The organism is Micromonospora sp. NPDC005206 (assembly GCF_040608175.1).
Taxonomy (GTDB): Bacteria; Actinomycetota; Actinomycetes; order Mycobacteriales; family Micromonosporaceae; genus Micromonospora.
In genome coordinates, this window is record NZ_JBEXHU010000016.1 from 188,440 (window position 1) to 204,740 (window position 16,301).

The 16,301-nt window shown below is 72.2% G+C and carries 17 protein-coding genes; 8 read left to right on the top strand and 9 right to left on the bottom strand.

Going from position 1 to position 16,301, the window contains the following annotated elements:
- Positions 1-17: 17 nt before the first annotated feature.
- The 3 genes from ABZU69_RS24805 (at position 18) to ABZU69_RS24815 (ending at position 2,383) form a co-directional block, all read left to right on the top strand.
- On the top strand, positions 18-440 hold the full coding sequence (locus tag ABZU69_RS24805; RefSeq protein ID WP_354966729.1) for an MmcQ/YjbR family DNA-binding protein: 423 nt from the start codon (positions 18-20) through the stop codon (positions 438-440).
- A gap of 149 nt (positions 441-589) precedes the next feature.
- A complete protein-coding gene (locus ABZU69_RS24810; RefSeq protein ID WP_354966730.1) occupies positions 590-1,627 on the top strand; it encodes an L-dopachrome tautomerase-related protein in 1,038 nt (345 codons plus the stop codon).
- Between the two features lie 60 nt (positions 1,628-1,687).
- Entirely contained in the window at positions 1,688-2,383 is a 696-nt protein-coding gene (locus ABZU69_RS24815; RefSeq protein ID WP_354966731.1) for an alpha/beta hydrolase, read from the top strand.
- 99 nt (positions 2,384-2,482) lie between these two features.
- On the opposite strand, the gene ABZU69_RS24820 is transcribed toward ABZU69_RS24815, so the two are convergent.
- The 3 genes from ABZU69_RS24820 to ABZU69_RS24830 form a co-directional block, all read right to left on the bottom strand.
- Positions 2,483-3,736 (bottom strand): MFS transporter, encoded by a 1,254-nt coding sequence (locus ABZU69_RS24820; protein ID WP_354966732.1) that lies wholly within the window; start codon positions 3,734-3,736, stop codon positions 2,483-2,485.
- Positions 3,733-4,329 (bottom strand): helix-turn-helix domain-containing protein, encoded by a 597-nt coding sequence (locus tag ABZU69_RS24825; RefSeq protein WP_354966733.1) that lies wholly within the window; start codon positions 4,327-4,329, stop codon positions 3,733-3,735. Before ABZU69_RS24825 ends, ABZU69_RS24820 begins: the two co-directional genes overlap by 4 nt.
- Before the next feature lie 61 nt (positions 4,330-4,390).
- Entirely contained in the window at positions 4,391-6,004 is a 1,614-nt protein-coding gene (locus ABZU69_RS24830; protein ID WP_354966734.1) for an LLM class flavin-dependent oxidoreductase, read from the bottom strand.
- Between the two features lie 70 nt (positions 6,005-6,074).
- Here ABZU69_RS24830 and ABZU69_RS24835 point away from each other — a divergent pair, with 70 nt between their 5' ends.
- Positions 6,075-6,671 (top strand): MarR family winged helix-turn-helix transcriptional regulator, encoded by a 597-nt coding sequence (locus tag ABZU69_RS24835; RefSeq protein ID WP_354966735.1) that lies wholly within the window; start codon positions 6,075-6,077, stop codon positions 6,669-6,671.
- 111 nt (positions 6,672-6,782) lie between these two features.
- Here the strand turns inward: ABZU69_RS24835 and ABZU69_RS24840 are convergent, their stop codons facing one another.
- From ABZU69_RS24840 to ABZU69_RS24850, 3 genes are all read right to left on the bottom strand, one after another.
- Entirely contained in the window at positions 6,783-8,291 is a 1,509-nt protein-coding gene (locus tag ABZU69_RS24840; RefSeq protein ID WP_354966736.1) for a phosphoesterase, read from the bottom strand.
- A gap of 195 nt (positions 8,292-8,486) precedes the next feature.
- Positions 8,487-9,806 (bottom strand): CocE/NonD family hydrolase C-terminal non-catalytic domain-containing protein, encoded by a 1,320-nt coding sequence (locus ABZU69_RS24845; protein ID WP_354966737.1) that lies wholly within the window; start codon positions 9,804-9,806, stop codon positions 8,487-8,489.
- A 25-nt stretch (positions 9,807-9,831) separates the two neighbouring features.
- Entirely contained in the window at positions 9,832-10,503 is a 672-nt protein-coding gene (locus ABZU69_RS24850; RefSeq protein ID WP_354966738.1) for a hypothetical protein, read from the bottom strand.
- A 496-nt stretch (positions 10,504-10,999) separates the two neighbouring features.
- Between ABZU69_RS24850 and ABZU69_RS24855 the strand changes: the two genes are divergently transcribed.
- On the top strand, positions 11,000-11,962 hold the full coding sequence (locus tag ABZU69_RS24855) for a helix-turn-helix domain-containing protein (RefSeq protein ID WP_354966739.1): 963 nt from the start codon (positions 11,000-11,002) through the stop codon (positions 11,960-11,962).
- Positions 11,963-11,990: 28 nt separating this feature from the next.
- Here the strand turns inward: ABZU69_RS24855 and ABZU69_RS24860 are convergent, their stop codons facing one another.
- Together ABZU69_RS24860 and ABZU69_RS24865 are read right to left on the bottom strand one after the other, a co-directional pair.
- The gene (locus ABZU69_RS24860; protein ID WP_354966740.1) at positions 11,991-12,488 is read right to left on the bottom strand and encodes an N-acetyltransferase; all 498 of its coding nucleotides are present in this window, start codon (positions 12,486-12,488) and stop codon (positions 11,991-11,993) included.
- Between the two features lie 64 nt (positions 12,489-12,552).
- A complete protein-coding gene (locus tag ABZU69_RS24865) occupies positions 12,553-12,948 on the bottom strand; it encodes a helix-turn-helix domain-containing protein (RefSeq protein ID WP_354966759.1) in 396 nt (131 codons plus the stop codon).
- 97 nt (positions 12,949-13,045) lie between these two features.
- Between ABZU69_RS24865 and ABZU69_RS24870 the strand changes: the two genes are divergently transcribed.
- Complete coding sequence (locus tag ABZU69_RS24870) at positions 13,046-13,291, top strand: SDR family oxidoreductase (RefSeq protein WP_354966741.1); 246 nt, start codon at positions 13,046-13,048, stop codon at positions 13,289-13,291.
- A 180-nt stretch (positions 13,292-13,471) separates the two neighbouring features.
- Here the strand turns inward: ABZU69_RS24870 and ABZU69_RS24875 are convergent, their stop codons facing one another.
- The gene (locus tag ABZU69_RS24875; RefSeq protein WP_354966742.1) at positions 13,472-14,164 is read right to left on the bottom strand and encodes a helix-turn-helix domain-containing protein; all 693 of its coding nucleotides are present in this window, start codon (positions 14,162-14,164) and stop codon (positions 13,472-13,474) included.
- Positions 14,165-14,222: 58 nt separating this feature from the next.
- On the opposite strand from ABZU69_RS24875, the gene ABZU69_RS24880 reads away from it, so the two are divergent.
- Both ABZU69_RS24880 and ABZU69_RS24885 read left to right on the top strand, forming a co-directional pair.
- Positions 14,223-15,059 carry an alpha/beta fold hydrolase gene (locus ABZU69_RS24880; RefSeq protein ID WP_354966743.1) on the top strand — a complete coding sequence of 279 codons (837 nt, stop codon included), beginning with the start codon at positions 14,223-14,225 and terminating at the stop codon, positions 15,057-15,059.
- Between the two features lie 168 nt (positions 15,060-15,227).
- Positions 15,228-16,175 carry an ion transporter gene (locus ABZU69_RS24885; RefSeq protein ID WP_354966744.1) on the top strand — a complete coding sequence of 316 codons (948 nt, stop codon included), beginning with the start codon at positions 15,228-15,230 and terminating at the stop codon, positions 16,173-16,175.
- The last annotated feature ends 126 nt before the right edge of the window (positions 16,176-16,301 follow it).

The window sequence follows — 16,301 nt, forward strand, 5'->3', positions numbered from 1 at the left end:
GGCTAGGGTCGCGGACCGTGACCGAACCTGGAGACGTCCCACCCGAGGTCCTCGACCGGCTGCGGCCGATCTGCCTCGGGCTGCCGGAGACGTACGAGGAGCCGGCGTGGGTGGGCACCCGCTGGCGGATCCGCAAGCGGACCTTCGCCCACGTGCTCACCGTCGATCCCGACCACCAGGCCGCCCATGCGGGCGCCGCGGACGTGGACCGCCCGACCTGCCTGCTGATCTTCCGCTCACCGCCCGACGAGATCGCCGGGCTGGTGGCCAGCGGGCATCCCTTCTACAAGCCGGAGTGGGGCCCGACCGTGCTCGGCATGGTCGTGGACGACGACACCGGCTGGGACGAGGTCGCCGAGCTGCTGACCGAGAGCTACTGCCTGCTCGCCCCGAAGCGTCTCGCGGCCCTGGTGGACCGACCGGCCCCGCCACCCGGCTGAGCGCCCCGCCGGGCGGGTGGCGGTCGGCGGCGACCCACGGGCCGCCGCTTTCGGGCGGCACGACCCGGGGATACCGCGCGCCGGGTGGTCGGCTCCCCCGGCCACCGGTTGGAGCCCACGACGCCGTCGGGCGAGTGAGGAGCGGTCCCGTGTCCACGCTGCCCACCGAGGAGGACCCTCGACTGACGCCGGTGCTCGCCGAGGACCGGGTGTGCACGGGCGTGACGACCCTGCGGGGGCGCATCTTTCTGAGCTACCCGTCGGCGGACGGGCCGGGCGTGCGGGTCGCCGAGGCACTGCCGGACGGCCGGCGCGACCCGTACCCGGATGCCGCGTGGAATCAGGCCGATCAGCCACCGGACGCCGCGTTCGTCACCGTCAACGGGCTGCGTGCCGGCCCGGACGGCCGGCTGTGGATCATCGACGCGGGCGCGCCGGGGATCGGCACCCGGCAGGTCCCGGGCGGGGCCCGGCTGATCGTGGTCGACCCGGACAGCGACCGGGTCGACCGGATCTACCACCTGGAGTCGGCGGTGCACCCCACCAGCTACGTCGACGACGTCCGGTTCCACGACGGCGTCGGTTACCTGACCGACGCCGGTTCGCCGGGCCTGATCGTGCTCGACCTCGACTCGGGGCGGGCCAGGCGGGTTCTGGACGGACATCCGAGCACCGTGGGCGGGCGCCTGGTGGCGGACGGCCGTCCCCTGCGCGACCCCGACGGCGGCGAGGTCCACGTGCACGCCGACCAGGTGGAGGTGTCCCCCGACGGCCGGTGGCTGTACTACCAACCGGCCTCCGGCGGGATGTCCCGCATCGGCACCCGGTGGTTGGACGACCCGTCGGTGTCCGCGGACGAACTGGGCCGGCGGGTCGAACGGTGGTTCGACACCCCGAGCACCGGCGGTACGGCGATCGACGCCGCCGGCACCATCTACCTCAGCGATGTGGAACGACGGCGCATCCTCGCCCTGGCGCCGGACCGCACCGTGCGCACACTCGTCGCCGACTCCCGGCTCGCCTGGGTGGACGCCATGTGGATCGACGCCGACGCCCAGCTCTGGCTGCCGGCCGCCCAGTTGCACCTGACCGCCGGGCTCAACGGCGGGCGCGCCGCCGTCGACTACCCGGTCCGGATCTACCGGATGCCGGTCGACGCCGGCCCGCCCGCACTGGACCACTGCTGAACGAACGAACGCTCGGCGGGTGCGGCGGCGATGTCGGAGGGCCCGGCTAGGGTCCGGTCCATGGCTGAATTCGTACTGGTGGCAGGGGCGTGGTTGGGGTCGTGGGCGTGGGACGAGGTGCTGCCGCCGCTGCGCGCGGCCGGCCACGGCACCCATCCGCTGACCCTCTCCGGCCTCGCCGAGAAGCAGGGTGTGCCGGCCGGGCAGCAGACCCACGTGCAGGACATCGTCGGTGAGATCGAGCGGCGCGACCTGCGCGACGTGGTGCTGGTCGGGCACAGCTACTCGGGCATCCCGGTGGGTCAGGCCGCCGGGCGGATCGGCGACCGGCTGAGCCGGGTGGTCTTCGTCGACTCGGAGGTGCCGGTCGACGGCGGGTCGTTCGCGTCCGGCTGGTGGCAGGGCCCGGCGGCGCTGGAGTCGTTGCTCGCCGACAACGGCGGCTACTGGCCGCCGCTGAGCGCGGCCGAGCTCGACGGCCAGGGGCTCACCGACGAGCAGGTCGCCCGGTTGACCAAGGGCTTCACCCCGCACCCCGCCGCCACGCTGACCGAGCCGGCCGTGCTGACCCGCCCGCTCGGCGAGCTGCCGACCACGTACGTCAAGTGCCTGCTCGACGGGCCCGAGCCCAACGACACCGTGGCCGAACTGCTGACCAGCGAGCACTGGCGACTGGTCACGATGGCCACCGGCCACTGGCCGATGGTCTCCCAGCCCGCGGAGTTGGCCCGGTTGCTGCTGGCCCCCGCAGGCTGAGCTGCCCGGGGCCGCTCAGGCGATGGCGGCCCCTGGGCGTCGGGCGCTCCCCACCGGCGGTGCGGCGCCCGCCGCACGGCCGGTGGTCTGCCGGAGGGGTCAGGTCGCCGTATCGAGGCTGGCGATGTGGCGCACCGGCGACGCGAGCAGCCAGAAAACGGCGAGCGCGCCGCCCAGGCCGGCGACGACGAGCGTCGGCCGCAGCCCGATGGTCGTGCCCAGCGCGCCACCGACCAGCGCGCCGAGCGGCCGGATCCCGTAGTTGACCGCGCCGTACGCGCCGGCCCGGCGGCCCCGTGCGTCGTCGGGCGTGACCGCGGTGATGAGGGCGTTCAGGTTGACGTCCATGAGCATCACCCCGACGCTGGAGACCAGCTCGATGGCCGCCAGCGTGGCCACCTTCGCCCAGGTCGGCCCGGTCACCAGCGCGGTCAGCGCCAGCGGCGCGGGAAAGAGCACCGCGCCGATCATCGCGGTACGGCCCAATCCGATGGCGCGGGAGACCCGGGGCGCCAGTGCCGCGCCCGCGAGCCCGCCGATCGCGCCGGCGCCGAACGCGATGCCGATGGCGCCGGCGGACAGGTCGAGTTCGCGATTCGCGTACAGCACCAGCAACGCGGTGGCGATGAAGGAGAAGAAATTGACGGTGCTGGTGCAGCCGAGCGCGGCGCGCAGCACCGGGTGGCGCAGCACCAGCACGAGACCTTCGCGGACGAGGCCGAGAGTGGACGACCGCCGTGGCGGCGGAGGCGCCTCGGTCACCGGGATGCGGCCGATCAGCAGCGCGGACCCGAGGAACGACACCGCGTCGACGATGACGGCGACCGGCGCGCTCAGCGCCTGGACCAGTCCACCGCCGACGGCAGGGCCGGCCATGAAGGACACGGCGCGGCTCATGCTCAGTTTGCTGGTCGCGTCGACGTAGGCCGACGGCGGCACCAACGCGACGAAGAACGCCTGGCGCGCCATGGCGAACAGCACCGCCCCGGCGCCGGTCAGCAGCGCCACCAGGTAGAGCTGGGTGAGGGTGACCGCGTCGAAGAGGTAGGCCACCGGCAGGCTGAGCAGCACCGCCGCGCGGACCAGGTCGGCGATGATCAGGAGCCGGCGCTTGCGGGTGCGCTGGTCCACCCACGCGCCCAGGAACAGGCCCAGCAGGTTGGGCAGCCAGATCAGCGCGGTGAGGACACTGACCTGCGCAGGGGTCGCGGCGAGCAGGGAGACGGCGATCAGCGGCAGCGCCAGCTCGCTGATCCGGTCACCGAACTGGGAGATCGTCTCGCCGATCCAGAAGGTGCGGAACCGCCGGTCGCGGTGCAGGGCCGGCGGTGGCGCGGTGTCGACGGTGGTCACGACGTCGCCGGGTCGTCGCCGGGCTCGGGCAGCAGGTAGCGCAGCATCCGGACGACCTGCGCGCCGGCCGGTGACTCCTGCTCGTCCTTGCGCCGTACGTACGGGGCGAGCAGCTGCTCGATCGCGTCCTCCAGCTGCCGCAGCTCGTCGGGGGTTGCCACGAACCGGGTGTCGGCCACCCCGGCCAGCCCGCGCCACTCGGCGTCCAACCGGGGCTCGTCGTGCAGCAGCCACTGCTGCGGCGCGTCGGCTGCCCGGGCGAACATCTCGCCGCGCAGTTGACGGCCGGCGGCCTGCCCCTCGGCGTCGTCGGGCAGCGTGAAGCGGAAGCCCCGGGCGGCCGCCTGCCACCAGCGCTCCCGCTTGCTGGTGGCGCCCTCCCAGTCGGTGACCAGGCCGAACGTCGCGAGATGCCGGAGGTGCCAGCTGACCACCGACGGCGTCGCGCCGACGTGCGGCGAGAGCCCGGTGGCGGTCGCGGGGCCGTGCCGCTGGAGGCGGTCGAGGATGGCCAGCCGGACCGGGTGGGCCAGCGCGCGCAGCGCCTGCGGCTCGGTGACCTCGAAATCCCCGAACGGATTCTTGAGAGACATGTTTCGAAAGTAGTCTCTCAGATTGGTCGGGGCAACCCCCGGCCCAGCCGGATCGCCGCGGTCAGCTCACCCCCAGCCGGGCCAGCGGCTCGACCAGCTCGCGCTCCTCGTAGCTGAGGTGGGACAGCAGGGCGTCGGTCAGCAGGTTGACCGCCGCACGCAGCTCGGCCAACCCGTCCGGCGCCCCGACGTACGCGACCAGGGCCCGGTCCACGCCCTCCAGGACGTCGTGGATGACGTGGTGTTCCTGCTCCAGCCGGTCGATGACCGGGCGGAGCCGGGCGTCGGCCTGCCGCAGCCGCGGAAAGAGCGCCTGGTCCTCGATGGTGTGGTGGGTGGTGACGATGCGGCAGTAGGACTCGCAGTAGGCGCCGAGCGTCCACCGGTTCTGTCGCATCGTCATCGTGTTGATGTGCGACCGGGCCATGCCGGCGTCGATCTCACCGGCGGCGACCTGCTCGATCAGATCGTGGATCTGGGCCAGCTCGCCACGCAGGCCGTCGTGCACCTGCACCAGGTGCTGGCCGGTCGCCTGCTCCTGTGCGGTGTAGGTGCGCGTCGGGTCGGGCGCGGGCCCGCTCGGCCGGGCCGACTCGTCCCAGACGCGCTGGTCGCTGAGCCGCCGCCCGTCGTCGGGGGTCGGCACGACGGCGAACGCGCCGCCTGTCACGCGCGGCCGCGCCGGGGGCTCGACGACGGCCGCCGGCTCGGTGACCGGGGAACGCGCCGGCGCGGAGCCACGGTCGCGCTCGGCGGCGACCAGCTCGCGGACGGCGGGCGCCACCTCACCGGCGAACCGGCGCAGGTCGTCGGGGTCGTCGCTGCCGAGGATGAAGGCGCTGATGCCGTCGCTTAGCGCGAGCTCGGCCAGCTCCCGCGCCCACTGCTCGGTGGGCCCGTGCAGCGTGCCGCGCCCGGCGGAGGCGAACTGGCCGGAGATGTTGAGCAACCGGCGGACGTCCCCGGGCGAGCGGCCGGCCTGCCGCGCGGCGTCGTCGATGATCTCGTTGCCCTTGGCCAGATCACCGGGCTGGAGGTAGCCCAGCGACGGCAGCCACCCATCGGCCCGGCGGCCGGTGAGCTCGAGCATGCGCGGCTTGTACGCGCCCAGCCAGATCGGCACCGCGTGCGCGGGGGCCGGGCCCCGCTTGGCGCCGACGACCCGATGGAACTCGCCGTCGACCCGCACTCCTCCCCGCGCCTCGGCGTCCCAGAGCTGGCGGATGACGTCGATGGCCTCCTCGAGGGCCCGCACTCCCTGCCCGGGGGTCAGCCGTCGGCCGCCCATCGCCTCGATGGCCTCCCAGAACGCGCCCGCGCCGAGGCCGAGCTCGACCCGGCCGCCGCTGAGCAGGTCCAGGCTGGCGACGCTGCGGGCGAGCACGGCCGGCGGGCGTAGCGGCAGGTTGGTGACGTTCGCCGACAGGTGCACCCGACTGGTCCGCGCGGCCACGTAGCTCAGCAGCGTCCAGGTGTCGAGGAACCTCGGCTGGTACGGGTGGTCCTGGAAGGTGACCAGGTCCAGCCCGACCTGCTCGGCCAGGACTGCGAGGCCGACGGTGCGGTCCGGATCGTCGCTGCCCGGCGTGGTGAACGATCCGAACACCAGGTCGTGGCCGTAGTCGCCCATCTGCGGAGCCTCCGTTTCGCGCGACGCCTCGGTACGACGCGTCATGACCTCAACCTTATGCCATACAGAACATCTGTTGCCAACAAGGTCTGCGGTGCTGCGCTATTGTCGACGCATGACGGGTGCCAGTGACACGCGGGACCGGCCCGATCCGCTCGACGACGACCTGGGCTGGATGCTCGGGATCGTCTTCCGTGGCTACGTCCGGGCGGCCGAGCACGCGCTCGCCGACTTCCCCGGCGGCCCGCGCGGTTACCAGGTGCTCACCGCCGCGATCAACGGACCGGCCCGGAACCAGGGTGCGATCGCTGAGGAACTCGGCATCGACCGCACCGTGCTCACCTACCTGATCGACGACCTGGAACGCCCCGGGATCGTGGCCCGTCGGGCGGACCCGGCCGACCGGCGCAGCCGGCTGGTGGACGTCACCGCCGCCGGCCGCGCGGCGTGGGAGCAGCGGCGTCGGGCGCTGCGGCAGGTCGAGTCGCACCTTCTGGGGGCGCTCACGCCGGCCGAGTCGGCGACGCTGCGGGCCCTGCTCCAGCGGGTCGCCTGCTCGGCCCAGGCGGTCGACCCGCTGCGCGACCTATGCGAGGTGGTCGCGCAGGTGCGGCCCGACCCGGCCGCCCCTGGCCCGAACCGGTCGGGGGCAGCGCCCGAGCCGGGCAGTCGGGCACCCGCCGCCCGGGCCCGCCGCCGCGGCACCGCCTGACATCCGGGCGAGTCGCCCGCCAGCCGCTGAAAGCGGCGCGGGTCCGCCAGCACCGCCCGACCGTCGTGCGTCGAGCCGTACCGGCGGACCCGCGATCCGCTGTCGCGCTGGTCAGCGCACGTGCACGAACACCGGGTTCGAGTAGAACCACAGGTCGTCCCACGGGCTCTCCAGCCCGTCGGCGAGCGGCTCGGCCTCGTCAGTACTGGTGCCGCGGACCCGCGCGTAGGTGTCGGTCTCGACGTTGCGCAGGGTGTGCCGGATGACGTAGTCCGCTCCCTGCCGGCGCCAGTCGCGCGGGCCGAAACGGGCCACCACCTTGGTGGTGGGGTTGGTGTCGGCGTCCAGGCTGGCGCTCGGCCCGGTGATCTGGCCGACGATCAGGTCGACCCGGCGGACCTCGGGCCGGTCACCGTTGGCGTTCTCGCCGTTCAGCGGACGGAACTTGATCTCGATGTCGACGTCGGTGCGGTTGCGACGGCTGACCGTGATGGTCTCGCCCACCTCGGCGGTCTTGCCCTGGGACTTGGCGGTGACGTCGAGGCTGCGGATCAGATCGCCGGTGGTGACCCAGATCCGGCCGTTGCGCAGGCCGTCCATGATGTCGCCGTAGTCCTGGCGGGCGTGCACGTAGGTCTTGCTGTACTCGCCCGGCCAGAAGTCCGAGCCGCCGCGCGTCCAGTGCACGTGCGAGTCCGAGGTCGCGGTGATCCACCAGCGTCGGCCCTCACCGAGCAGCGAGTCCCACAGCCCGCCGACCCGCGCGGTCATCTGGTCGAAGCCGCCGTAGGTGGGGTGGTTGCCGTACCCGCCCCGCGCGCCACCGTTGAGCGGACCGGCCTGGTGACCGGGTGCGCCCTCGAAGCCAATGTAGACGTCCGGCGCGGCGTTGTTGCCGTTGCGGAACTCGCGCGGGGTGTCCTGGCCGTAGACGCCGAGACCGGGCGCCGAGCGGGACGCGTGGTGGGCGATCACCAGCGGCTTGTGCGGCATGCCCCGCGCGACCTTGAGGAACTCCACCATCTTGGCCTCGGTGTCCCGGGCCGGGTCGGTGGGGAACGCGTCGTACTTGGCGAACCGGCTCTCCAGCTCGAAGAGCTGCTTCGCCTCGTCGTCGTGGCGCGGGATCATCAGCGTGTGATGGTCCAGCGAGGGCGCGTCGAACTCCATGCCCCAGAACTGGAGCACCTCGGGGACCAGCTTGCGCGAGCGCAGCAGGTCGGGGTACGCCTGTTCGATGTTCACCTTCGAGTGCGTCGGTCCACCGTGATCGGTGCACATCGCCCAGGTCAGACCGAAGTTCTTGGCCATGATGGCGTTGGTGACGATCGGGTAGACCGCGTCCGCGCCCTTGTGGAAGACGATCGGCGACTTCGTGGTGTCGAACTCACCGCTGTACTCCGAGTGGACGTGGTGGTCACCGGCGCGCCACGCCCGGGCCTTCGAGTCACCCCGGTCGTTCTTGTCGTCGCCGGGCCGCCGCTCCTCGTCGGCCCAGGCCGCACCGCCGCCCACCAACGGGCTGGCCGCGGCCAGCGTCGCGCCGATGCCCGCGTACTTGACCAGCTTGCGCCGCGACAGCTGCGCGCGCTCGACCTCTTCGGGTTGCTTGTCCCTCACGTGCGAGCCTCTCCTCGATCAAGCGAATACTCTTTGATCAAGAAGCCTCGGAGAGGGCCGTTAACGGCGGTTGTACGGGATACGGGTCCACGATGAACACCCTGCCCAAACCCACTGAAGGCGCTGCCGTCAGCGGCGCGACGCTGCGGTCGGTCACCCGATGACAGCGTGGGGTGCCGGAAACGGGCCGGCCGGTCAGGGCACCTGCCGGGTGTCCCGCGTGGTCCGGGCCGCCGACGGGTCGGCCGGCGCGGTGACCACCCGTGGCGCGACGTCGACCGTGGGCAACCCGGCCCGACCGGCGAGCGGGAGGATCAGCTCGCTGCGGCCCAGGTCGACCCGGACGGTGGCGTCCCGGTCGTCGGTCTCGGTGAACTCCGGGTCGCTCTGGCCGAGCACCAGCCCGAGCACGTGGCCGGCGGGCAGCACCGCGTCGTACGCGTTCAGCGGCACGGTCACGGTGTACCAGCGGTCCGGCAGCAGCGGGGTGCGGAACCGCAGTGAACGGTGGTGGGCGGCGTCGAGCCAGCCCCGGGTCAGCACCGCGTGGTCGGAGACCCCGGTGATCTCCTCGGTGTCCCGGTAGCAGGCGTCGTCGGCGGTCGTGGAGGCTCCCCAGCAGGACTCGGTGCTCAGCGTCCGCACGCCCTCCGAGCTGTCGTAACGGATCCGCTCGGCGGTGCCGTAGTCGACCAGCCGGGCGGTCAGCTCGGTGGTCGGCCGGTCCACCCGGACCCGCAGCCGCACCGAAGGGCTGCCGGAGATCCGTACCGGCGCCGCGAGCGCTCCGGAGAGGAAGACCAACCGCCCGGACGTCGCGGTGTTCGGCTCGGCGACCAGCTCGGCCTCGGTCAGCGACTCGTCGACGTACGCCTGCTCGCGGCCCGGCCGGGCGCCGCGCCCGCCGAGGGTGCCGGTCACGCCGTCCCCGGCGCCGAGGGCGACCCGGACCGACCGGGTGCCGGGCGCCGGCCAGTCCCGCTGCGTCGTCCACGTTCCGGGCGCGGTCTCCAGGTCGACCCGCGGCTCGTCCATGACCCCGTTGTGCAGCCCCTGCAACCAGTAGTCGAACCAGCGGTGCAGGGAGTCGACCCACTCGGCGCGTCGGACGTCGAACGGGTCCTCGTGGCCGGCCTGGTAGAGCCAGAGCTTGCGGGGCACGCCCTGCTCGGCCAATTCCTGCCACCAGCGGGCGAACTGGTTGGTCGTGACGTTCAGGTCGTTGACGCCGTGCGCCACGAACACGCTGGTCCGGACGCGGCCCGCGGCGGGCCGGTAGTCGCGTTGCGCCCAGAAGCGGTTGTGGTCACCGGTTTCCTCGGCGCTGTCGGCGCACAGCCGGGCCAGCACGTCCGCGCAGACCCCGTCGGTGCGGCCGTTGACGTAAAAGTGCAGGTAGCCGGGATAGTCGGCGGACCGCAGCACCCCCTGGTAGCGCATGTAGTCGTACCAGCTGAAGATCGCGGAGATCGGCACGATGGTCGCCAGCCCCGGGATGCGGCGCGTGGATGACATTCCATCGCATCGATACCGGTCTTGCCTAGGGCGCGTTTCTAATCCGGGCTCGGGGCAGCCAGCCCAGGAAGCGCAGCCGGGCCCCGGGCAACGGCAGCGTGGGCAGGTCCTGCGCGGCGGCGACGAGGCAGGAGCCGAGGTACACGGCGAGGGCGGCGCGCGCCCCACCGAACTCGGCGAGGAGTTGACTCTGCTTGGTGGCACAGGGCCAGTCGCGACCACAACCGGTGCAGGTCCAGGTCGGCGGGCTGGGCAGGTGTTCCGGCAGCTTCGGCCGGTACCGGCCCACGACGTTGTTGTCGGAGCGTACGTCGCGTCGCCCGGGCACCGGGCCGCCGTTGCGGTGCGTGGGCTGCCGGCCGGCGGGCAGGTAGCGCCGGACGGTGCCGAGGAGTGCGCCGACGCGGACCAGCGCGTCCGGCCCCACCTGGTGGGTCAGCAGCGCCGTCAGCAGGTGGTGCCCCAGCAGGTCCATGGAGTCGCGGTTCAGGCGCAGGTCGCGGCACAGGTCGACGAACTGGGGCGTCGTGAGCGGCACCCGGTCGTCGAGCGCCCGGCGCAGCACCTCGCGCAGCGCACTCCCGAGGCTCTGCAACGCGTCCGTCTCGCCCAGTGCCAGACTGTCCTCGCCCGCCACCCGCGCGAGCGTCTCGGCCACGGCGAACCGAACGACCCGGTCAGATTCGGTACTGTCCAATGGTCTCCCCCTACGTGGCCAGTCGCCCGGCATCCCCTACGACCCCCGGGGAATCATGAAAAGAATTCCGCCGGTGCAACCTGCATGGCTAGGCCAGTAGACGCAGGAACCCCGGACGCGGTAGCCGGAAAGCGAAGTCGACTCAACGGATCGGACGAGCGCGAGCGGAACACGGGCGGATTATCGTAGGGATTGAGTTCCCGTCATTGGCTATTCCGATAGCGGGAATCAAAAGATCAGCTCCGATCCACACTGGCTCGACCGACCGCCGCCGTCCCGCTCACAACGCTCCATTCACCCCGAGATCTCCCAACCCGAACACCCCCGCCGCCAGGTCCCGCCACCCGTCCGAACTGGACGGCGCGGGCGGGCACTGGCACCGCAACGGCTCCGCCGGCAGCAGCGTGCCGGGACGCGCCTCCGCGCAGGCACGTCCCGACCTCGCCGCCGGCCCTGGTTCGCCATTCGGCGGCACCATTCCGGACGGAGACAGCGGATGACGTCACCAGTGCAGACCCGAGGGTTCGACAGCCGAGATCCGTCGGCCATCCACCACTTCCTGGCCAGGACGTACAACACGGAACTACGAATGCGCGGCGGGGACGACGGAATCCGGCTCGTCCACAAACGTGTCGACGCCGGGCCGTTCGCCGTCGCGACCACCGGGCAGACGGCGTACCTCGACATCGAGGTGGGCGCCATCGACGGATTGGTGATCTGCCGCGCCCACACCGCCCGGGTCGACCGTACCTGTGATGGCACGGCCCACCGGTTCGCTCCCGGCGACGTCTTTCTCGCCACCCGGCCCGACCTGCCATACAGCGTGCGCTGGCACCCCGGCGAGGTGGAGATCTGTGTGCTGGACCTCGCGGTGCTCTCGCAGGTCGCCACCGCCGCGCCGGGCCGGCGACCCGGTCAGATCCGGTTCACCGACATCGGCCCGGCCTCGGCGACCCTCGCCCGACAGTGGCGCAACACCACCAGCTACGTCAGCGACGTCGTCCTGAACAACCCGATCGCCAGCGCGCAGCCGCTGGTGATCGGCAACGCCGCGCGAATGCTCGCCGCGTCGGCGCTCACCGTCTTTCCCAACACCGCGGTCACCGATCCGACCGTTCAGGACCGACGCGACGCCAACACCGCAACGTTGCGCCGGGCCATCGCCTTCATGGACGAGCACGCCGACCGGGACATCACGGCGGCCGACATCGCGGACGCCGCGGCGGTCTCCCTCCGGGCGGTGCAACTCGCCTTCCGCCGTCATCTCGACACCACCCCGATGGCGTACCTGCGGCAGGTCCGGCTCGATCGGGCCCACCACGACCTGCTCCTGGCCGACCCTCGCCGGGACACCGTGTCGGCGATCGCGAGCCGGTGGGGGTTCGCAAACCACAGCAGGTTCACCGCCCGGTACCACGCCAGTTACGGAGTACCGCCCCGCGAGACGCTCAACGCCTGACGGCCAGGCGGGCACCGTCACGGACGGCTCACGAGGCGCGTGGCAGCGCGAGCCACTCCTGCCAGGTGATGTCGCGGCCCAAATAGCGGGGCTGACGGAAGGGCCAGTCGGCCGCGATCCACCGCGGCACCAGCGCGTCGAGCGCGCGCTCCTCCTCGCCGCCGACAAGATCGTCCACCACCCACCAGGAGACCTCGCCGTCGGAGCCGGCGCGCTCGGGCGGGTCGATGTAGACGCAGCCCAGGATCGCCGTCTCCTCCTCGTCCAGCAGCGCGTAGTTGAACGACTCGTGCGCGGCTATCTCCTTCTCGTGCCGCAGCAGATCGATGCGGTCCTCTTCATAGGTCATCGTCGCCGGGGGCCAGGCCCAGGCCGGGCCGAAGATCTCCCACAGGCGCTCTTGGGAGCCCATCACGGCGGGGTAGTCGAGCGGGGTGTCCGCCTCGCGGATCGGCCGCAGGTGCAGCGCGGTGCCGGGCACGGGCACGTGGACGGGGTGGACGAACTCGTCAGGCAGCCAGCTCATGAGGGCTGAGGCTACAACCCGGCCGCCGCAGGATGATCAACGCGGCAGGTGTGCCGCGGAAGCGCTAGCCCCGGTCGCGCTCGTGGGCGTCGCGCGCGGTCTGCAGCTCGGGCACCGAGGCCTCCAGCAGGTTGGCGAGGCCGCGAAGCTGCTCCGCGACCCGGCTGCCGAGGGGCGTCAGCGAGTATTCGACACGCGGCGGGATCGCCGTGAGGACCTCGCGGGTGAGCATGCCGTCGCGTTCCAGGGTCTGCAGGGTCTGGGAGAGCATCCGCTCGCTGACCCCGTCGATGCGGCGGCGCAGCGCGTTGAACCGGTAGCGACCTTCACCGAGCGCGAGCAGGGCCAGCGACGCCCACTTCGAGGTGACGTCCTCGAAGGCCGCGCGGGAGGTGCAGCCCCGCGCGAAGACATCGCTGACGAGTTCCTGGGTAGGCCCCGCCGGGTCCCGGGCCGGCATGTCGCTCACCTCACCAGCCTACCCCACAGTTACGACTTAGCATGTGCTGTAGATTCGTAAGTGCTTACAGGTTTGCATCACCCTACCGGAGGTTGTCATGCCCACCTATGCCGTCACCGGCGCCACCGGCCGCCTGGGCCGCCTGGTGATCCAGCAGCTGCTCGACACCGGCGTATCCGCCGCCGAGATCGCCGCCATCGTCCGCACCCCGGAGAAGGCCGCTGACACCAGGACCTGTCGGCCACCGAGCTGGCCTCGGCCCTGGAGAACGTCGGGCTCGACGCCGGCACCGCCGGGTTCGTCGCCGCGCTCGACCGCTCGATCGCCATCGGTGAGCTGGTGACCGACAGCGACGATCTCAGCCGGCTGATCGGAAGGCCGAGCACCCCGCTGCACGACGCGATCCGGGCCGCGCAGGCCTGACCGTCGGCCGAGCCGACCGGCAAGCCGGGCGGGCGACGGGTGTCCGTACCCGCCGCCCGCCGGCGCGCTCCGCCCACACCGGACGGCAGGGCGTGGTCGATTACGCAGCGGGCTCGGCGAGGAGCAGACCGGTCAGCAGGCCGCGCAGGGCCCGCTCGAAAAGGTCTGTCCGGGGCGCTGGTGGCGAGGGCTGACCGAACGCCGCGACCAGGTGCGGGTACGCCGCGAGGTCGGTGCCGGCGAAGGTGAAGGACCCGGCCGTGGCCTCGCTGCGCGCGAAGAGGCTCACCACGCCGGTCACCATCGCGATCGCCTCGAACTTTGAGGTGACGGCGCAGCCGACGGGCTCCAGGATCCGGAGGCAGGTGTCGAACCAGGCCAGGCTCTCGGGGCCGATGCCGGACGGTCGGTGAATCACGTCGGTCAGCCACGGGTGGCGGCGGTGCAGCGCCAACTGCCGGCGGGCCAGCAGCAGCATCCCGTCCAGCCAGGCGCCCTCCGCCCGCGGGTACGGCCGCAACTCCCCCACCACCCGATCGGTCATCAGGTCCAGCAAGTCGTCCCGGGACGACAGGTACCGGTAGAGCGACCCGGCCCCGGTGCCCAGCGCGGTGGCGACGGCCCGCATCGACACCGCCGCGAGTCCTTCCTTGTCCGCCAATGCGATGGCGGCCGCGACGATGGCGTCGCGACTGTGTGCCGGGGCGGGACCGCGGCTGCCGCGTTCGGGTCTGGCCCAGATCGGCTGCCGGTCGGAACCGCCGTCGCCGGCTCTCGTGGGTGCGTCGCTCACGGATCTACTGTAAACTGCAAACGTCGTTCGCAGTTCAATCACGGGAGGTGGGCTGGCGATGGAGCGGATCACGGCACGGGACGGCGCGAACATCGTGCTGCACTCGACGGGCAACGGGCCCGGGATCATCGTGGTGCACGGCGGCGGGATCACCATCGACATGTACCGACGGCTCGCCACGGCGCTCGCCGACCGGTTCACCGTGCACCTCTACAACCGGCGGGGGCGGGCGGACGCCCCGCCCAGGTCGACGCCATACACCTTCGAGCAGGACATCGACGACCTCGCCGTGGTGCTGGAGCACACCGGGTCCGGAAACGTCATCGGCCACAGCTCCGGCGGCTTCATCGCGCTCCAGGCGGCGCTCCGACTGCCGATCGACCGGCTCGCCGTCTACGACGCCGCGGTCTCCATCGACGGCGGCTTCCCCACCGCGTGGCTCGACCCCGCACAGGAGGCGCTGCGGTCCGGCGACATCGCCCGGAGCCTCGCCATCACGGCCGCCGGCATCAATCCGCAGATGGCGGCGGCGAAACTCCCGTTCGGCGTACGGCTGGCCATCGTCCGCGCGTTCGTGCGTACGCCGATCGGGCGGACGATGGCCGACCTGCTGCCGATGACCCTGGACGAGTCAGCCCTGATCCGGGCGCACGACGGCCCGGCCAGCCGATGGGAAGGCGTCACCGCCGAGGTGCTGCTCGCCTGCGGCGCCGACAGCCCGCCCTACTACGTCGACCTCAACGAGGCCCTGGCCAGCGTGTTGCCCCGAGCCCGGACCCTGGTGATTCCCCGCAGCGGCCACGACGCCGTGAACCGGGCCCATCCGAGGTTCGTGGATCCGTTCGCCACGTTCTTCGGAGCCCCGGTCACTCCGGAACGGACCGGCCACCATTGACGCGCCGCGCGGTCACCCCACCCGCGGCCGAGCGGGAGACCGTCGGTCACGGGTCGGGCGCTTGGTTAGGGTGATGGACATGCCCGCACGCCGCCCGCACCGCCACGACGCCGGCCGGAGGTGGGCCCGACCGGCGGCCTCCGCACGCACCATCGGGCCGGGCTACTGGTGAGTGGCGCACGCGTACCCGTCCCGCGGGGTGAGCCGGCGGCGCCCGCGCCCGGCCGGTCCAGACTGGTCGACGCCTGCGGTCGGCTCGCCCGGTCGCGCCCCTTCGAGATCGGCATCGTCGCCGTCATCCTCGCCAACGGGATCGTCCTCGGCCTGGAGACGTACCGGGGCCTGACCGTGGCGGGCACCGTGCTGCACTGGCTGGAGTTGCTCTTCCGAGCCGTCTTCGTCGTCGAGATCGGCATTCGGCTGGCCGCCTACGGCCGTCGCCCGCAGGACTTCTTCCGGCACGGCTGGAACGTCTTCGACTTCGCCGTGATCGCGGCGATCTTCATTCCGGGCCTGCACGGCGATCCGGCGCTGCTGCGGGTGGTGCGGGTCGCCCGGATGGTCAGGTTGGTGCGTTTCTCCCCGGGCCTTCGTACCATCGTCTCCGCCCTGTGGCGCAGCCTGCCGGGCGTCGGTGGTTTCCTCGCGCTGGCCGTGGTGACGCTCTACGTGTACGGCATGGCCGGTTGGCTGATCTTCGGAAGCAGATTTCCCGACCAGTACGGCGACATCGGCCGGTCCCTGCTGACGTTGTTCGTGCTGCTCTCCCTGGAGACGTTGCCGGACCTCATCCAGCAGGGCATGACGATTTCGCCGTGGACGCTGCTCTACTACGTCAGCTACGTGGTCATCACGGTCAACCTGCTGCTCAACATCCTCATCGCGGTGATCGTCAACTCGATGGAGGAGGCACGCCGGCTGGAGATGACCGAACGCCTGGCCCCGGGGTACGACGAGGACGGCGACGGCGTACCGGACGAGGTGGACCGCATCGCGATCAGCCAACGGCTCGACGATCTGCGCGCGGTGATCGCCGAGTTGGAACGGGAGCTGCGGATCGACCGGGATGACGGGCACGGCCGGCCGCACCGCGAGGACGCCCGCGCCGGACGGTGAGCGGCCGCCCGACGCCGGTCATCCTCGCCGACAGGACCACGCGAGCGGTTCGCGCCCATGTCGGCCATCCGACGCCCTCGCCTCGCGATGCTCGACTGGGATAGCCTCGACGGCGGTGCCATCGGT

Coding starts and splice junctions, on each gene's coding strand:
- ABZU69_RS24815 (WP_354966731.1), top strand. CDS start 1,688: ATGGCTGAATTCGTACTGGTGGCAGGGGCGTGGTTGGGGTCGTGGGCG.
- ABZU69_RS24825 (WP_354966733.1), bottom strand. CDS start 4,329: ATGTCTCTCAAGAATCCGTTCGGGGATTTCGAGGTCACCGAGCCGCAG.
- ABZU69_RS24830 (WP_354966734.1), bottom strand. CDS start 6,004: ATGACGCGTCGTACCGAGGCGTCGCGCGAAACGGAGGCTCCGCAGATG.
- ABZU69_RS24835 (WP_354966735.1), top strand. CDS start 6,075: ATGACGGGTGCCAGTGACACGCGGGACCGGCCCGATCCGCTCGACGAC.
- ABZU69_RS24845 (WP_354966737.1), bottom strand. CDS start 9,806: ATGTCATCCACGCGCCGCATCCCGGGGCTGGCGACCATCGTGCCGATC.
- ABZU69_RS24855 (WP_354966739.1), top strand. CDS start 11,000: ATGACGTCACCAGTGCAGACCCGAGGGTTCGACAGCCGAGATCCGTCG.
- ABZU69_RS24860 (WP_354966740.1), bottom strand. CDS start 12,488: ATGAGCTGGCTGCCTGACGAGTTCGTCCACCCCGTCCACGTGCCCGTG.
- ABZU69_RS24865 (WP_354966759.1), bottom strand. CDS start 12,948: ATGCCGGCCCGGGACCCGGCGGGGCCTACCCAGGAACTCGTCAGCGAT.
- ABZU69_RS24870 (WP_354966741.1), top strand. CDS start 13,046: ATGCCCACCTATGCCGTCACCGGCGCCACCGGCCGCCTGGGCCGCCTG.
- ABZU69_RS24880 (WP_354966743.1), top strand. CDS start 14,223: ATGGAGCGGATCACGGCACGGGACGGCGCGAACATCGTGCTGCACTCG.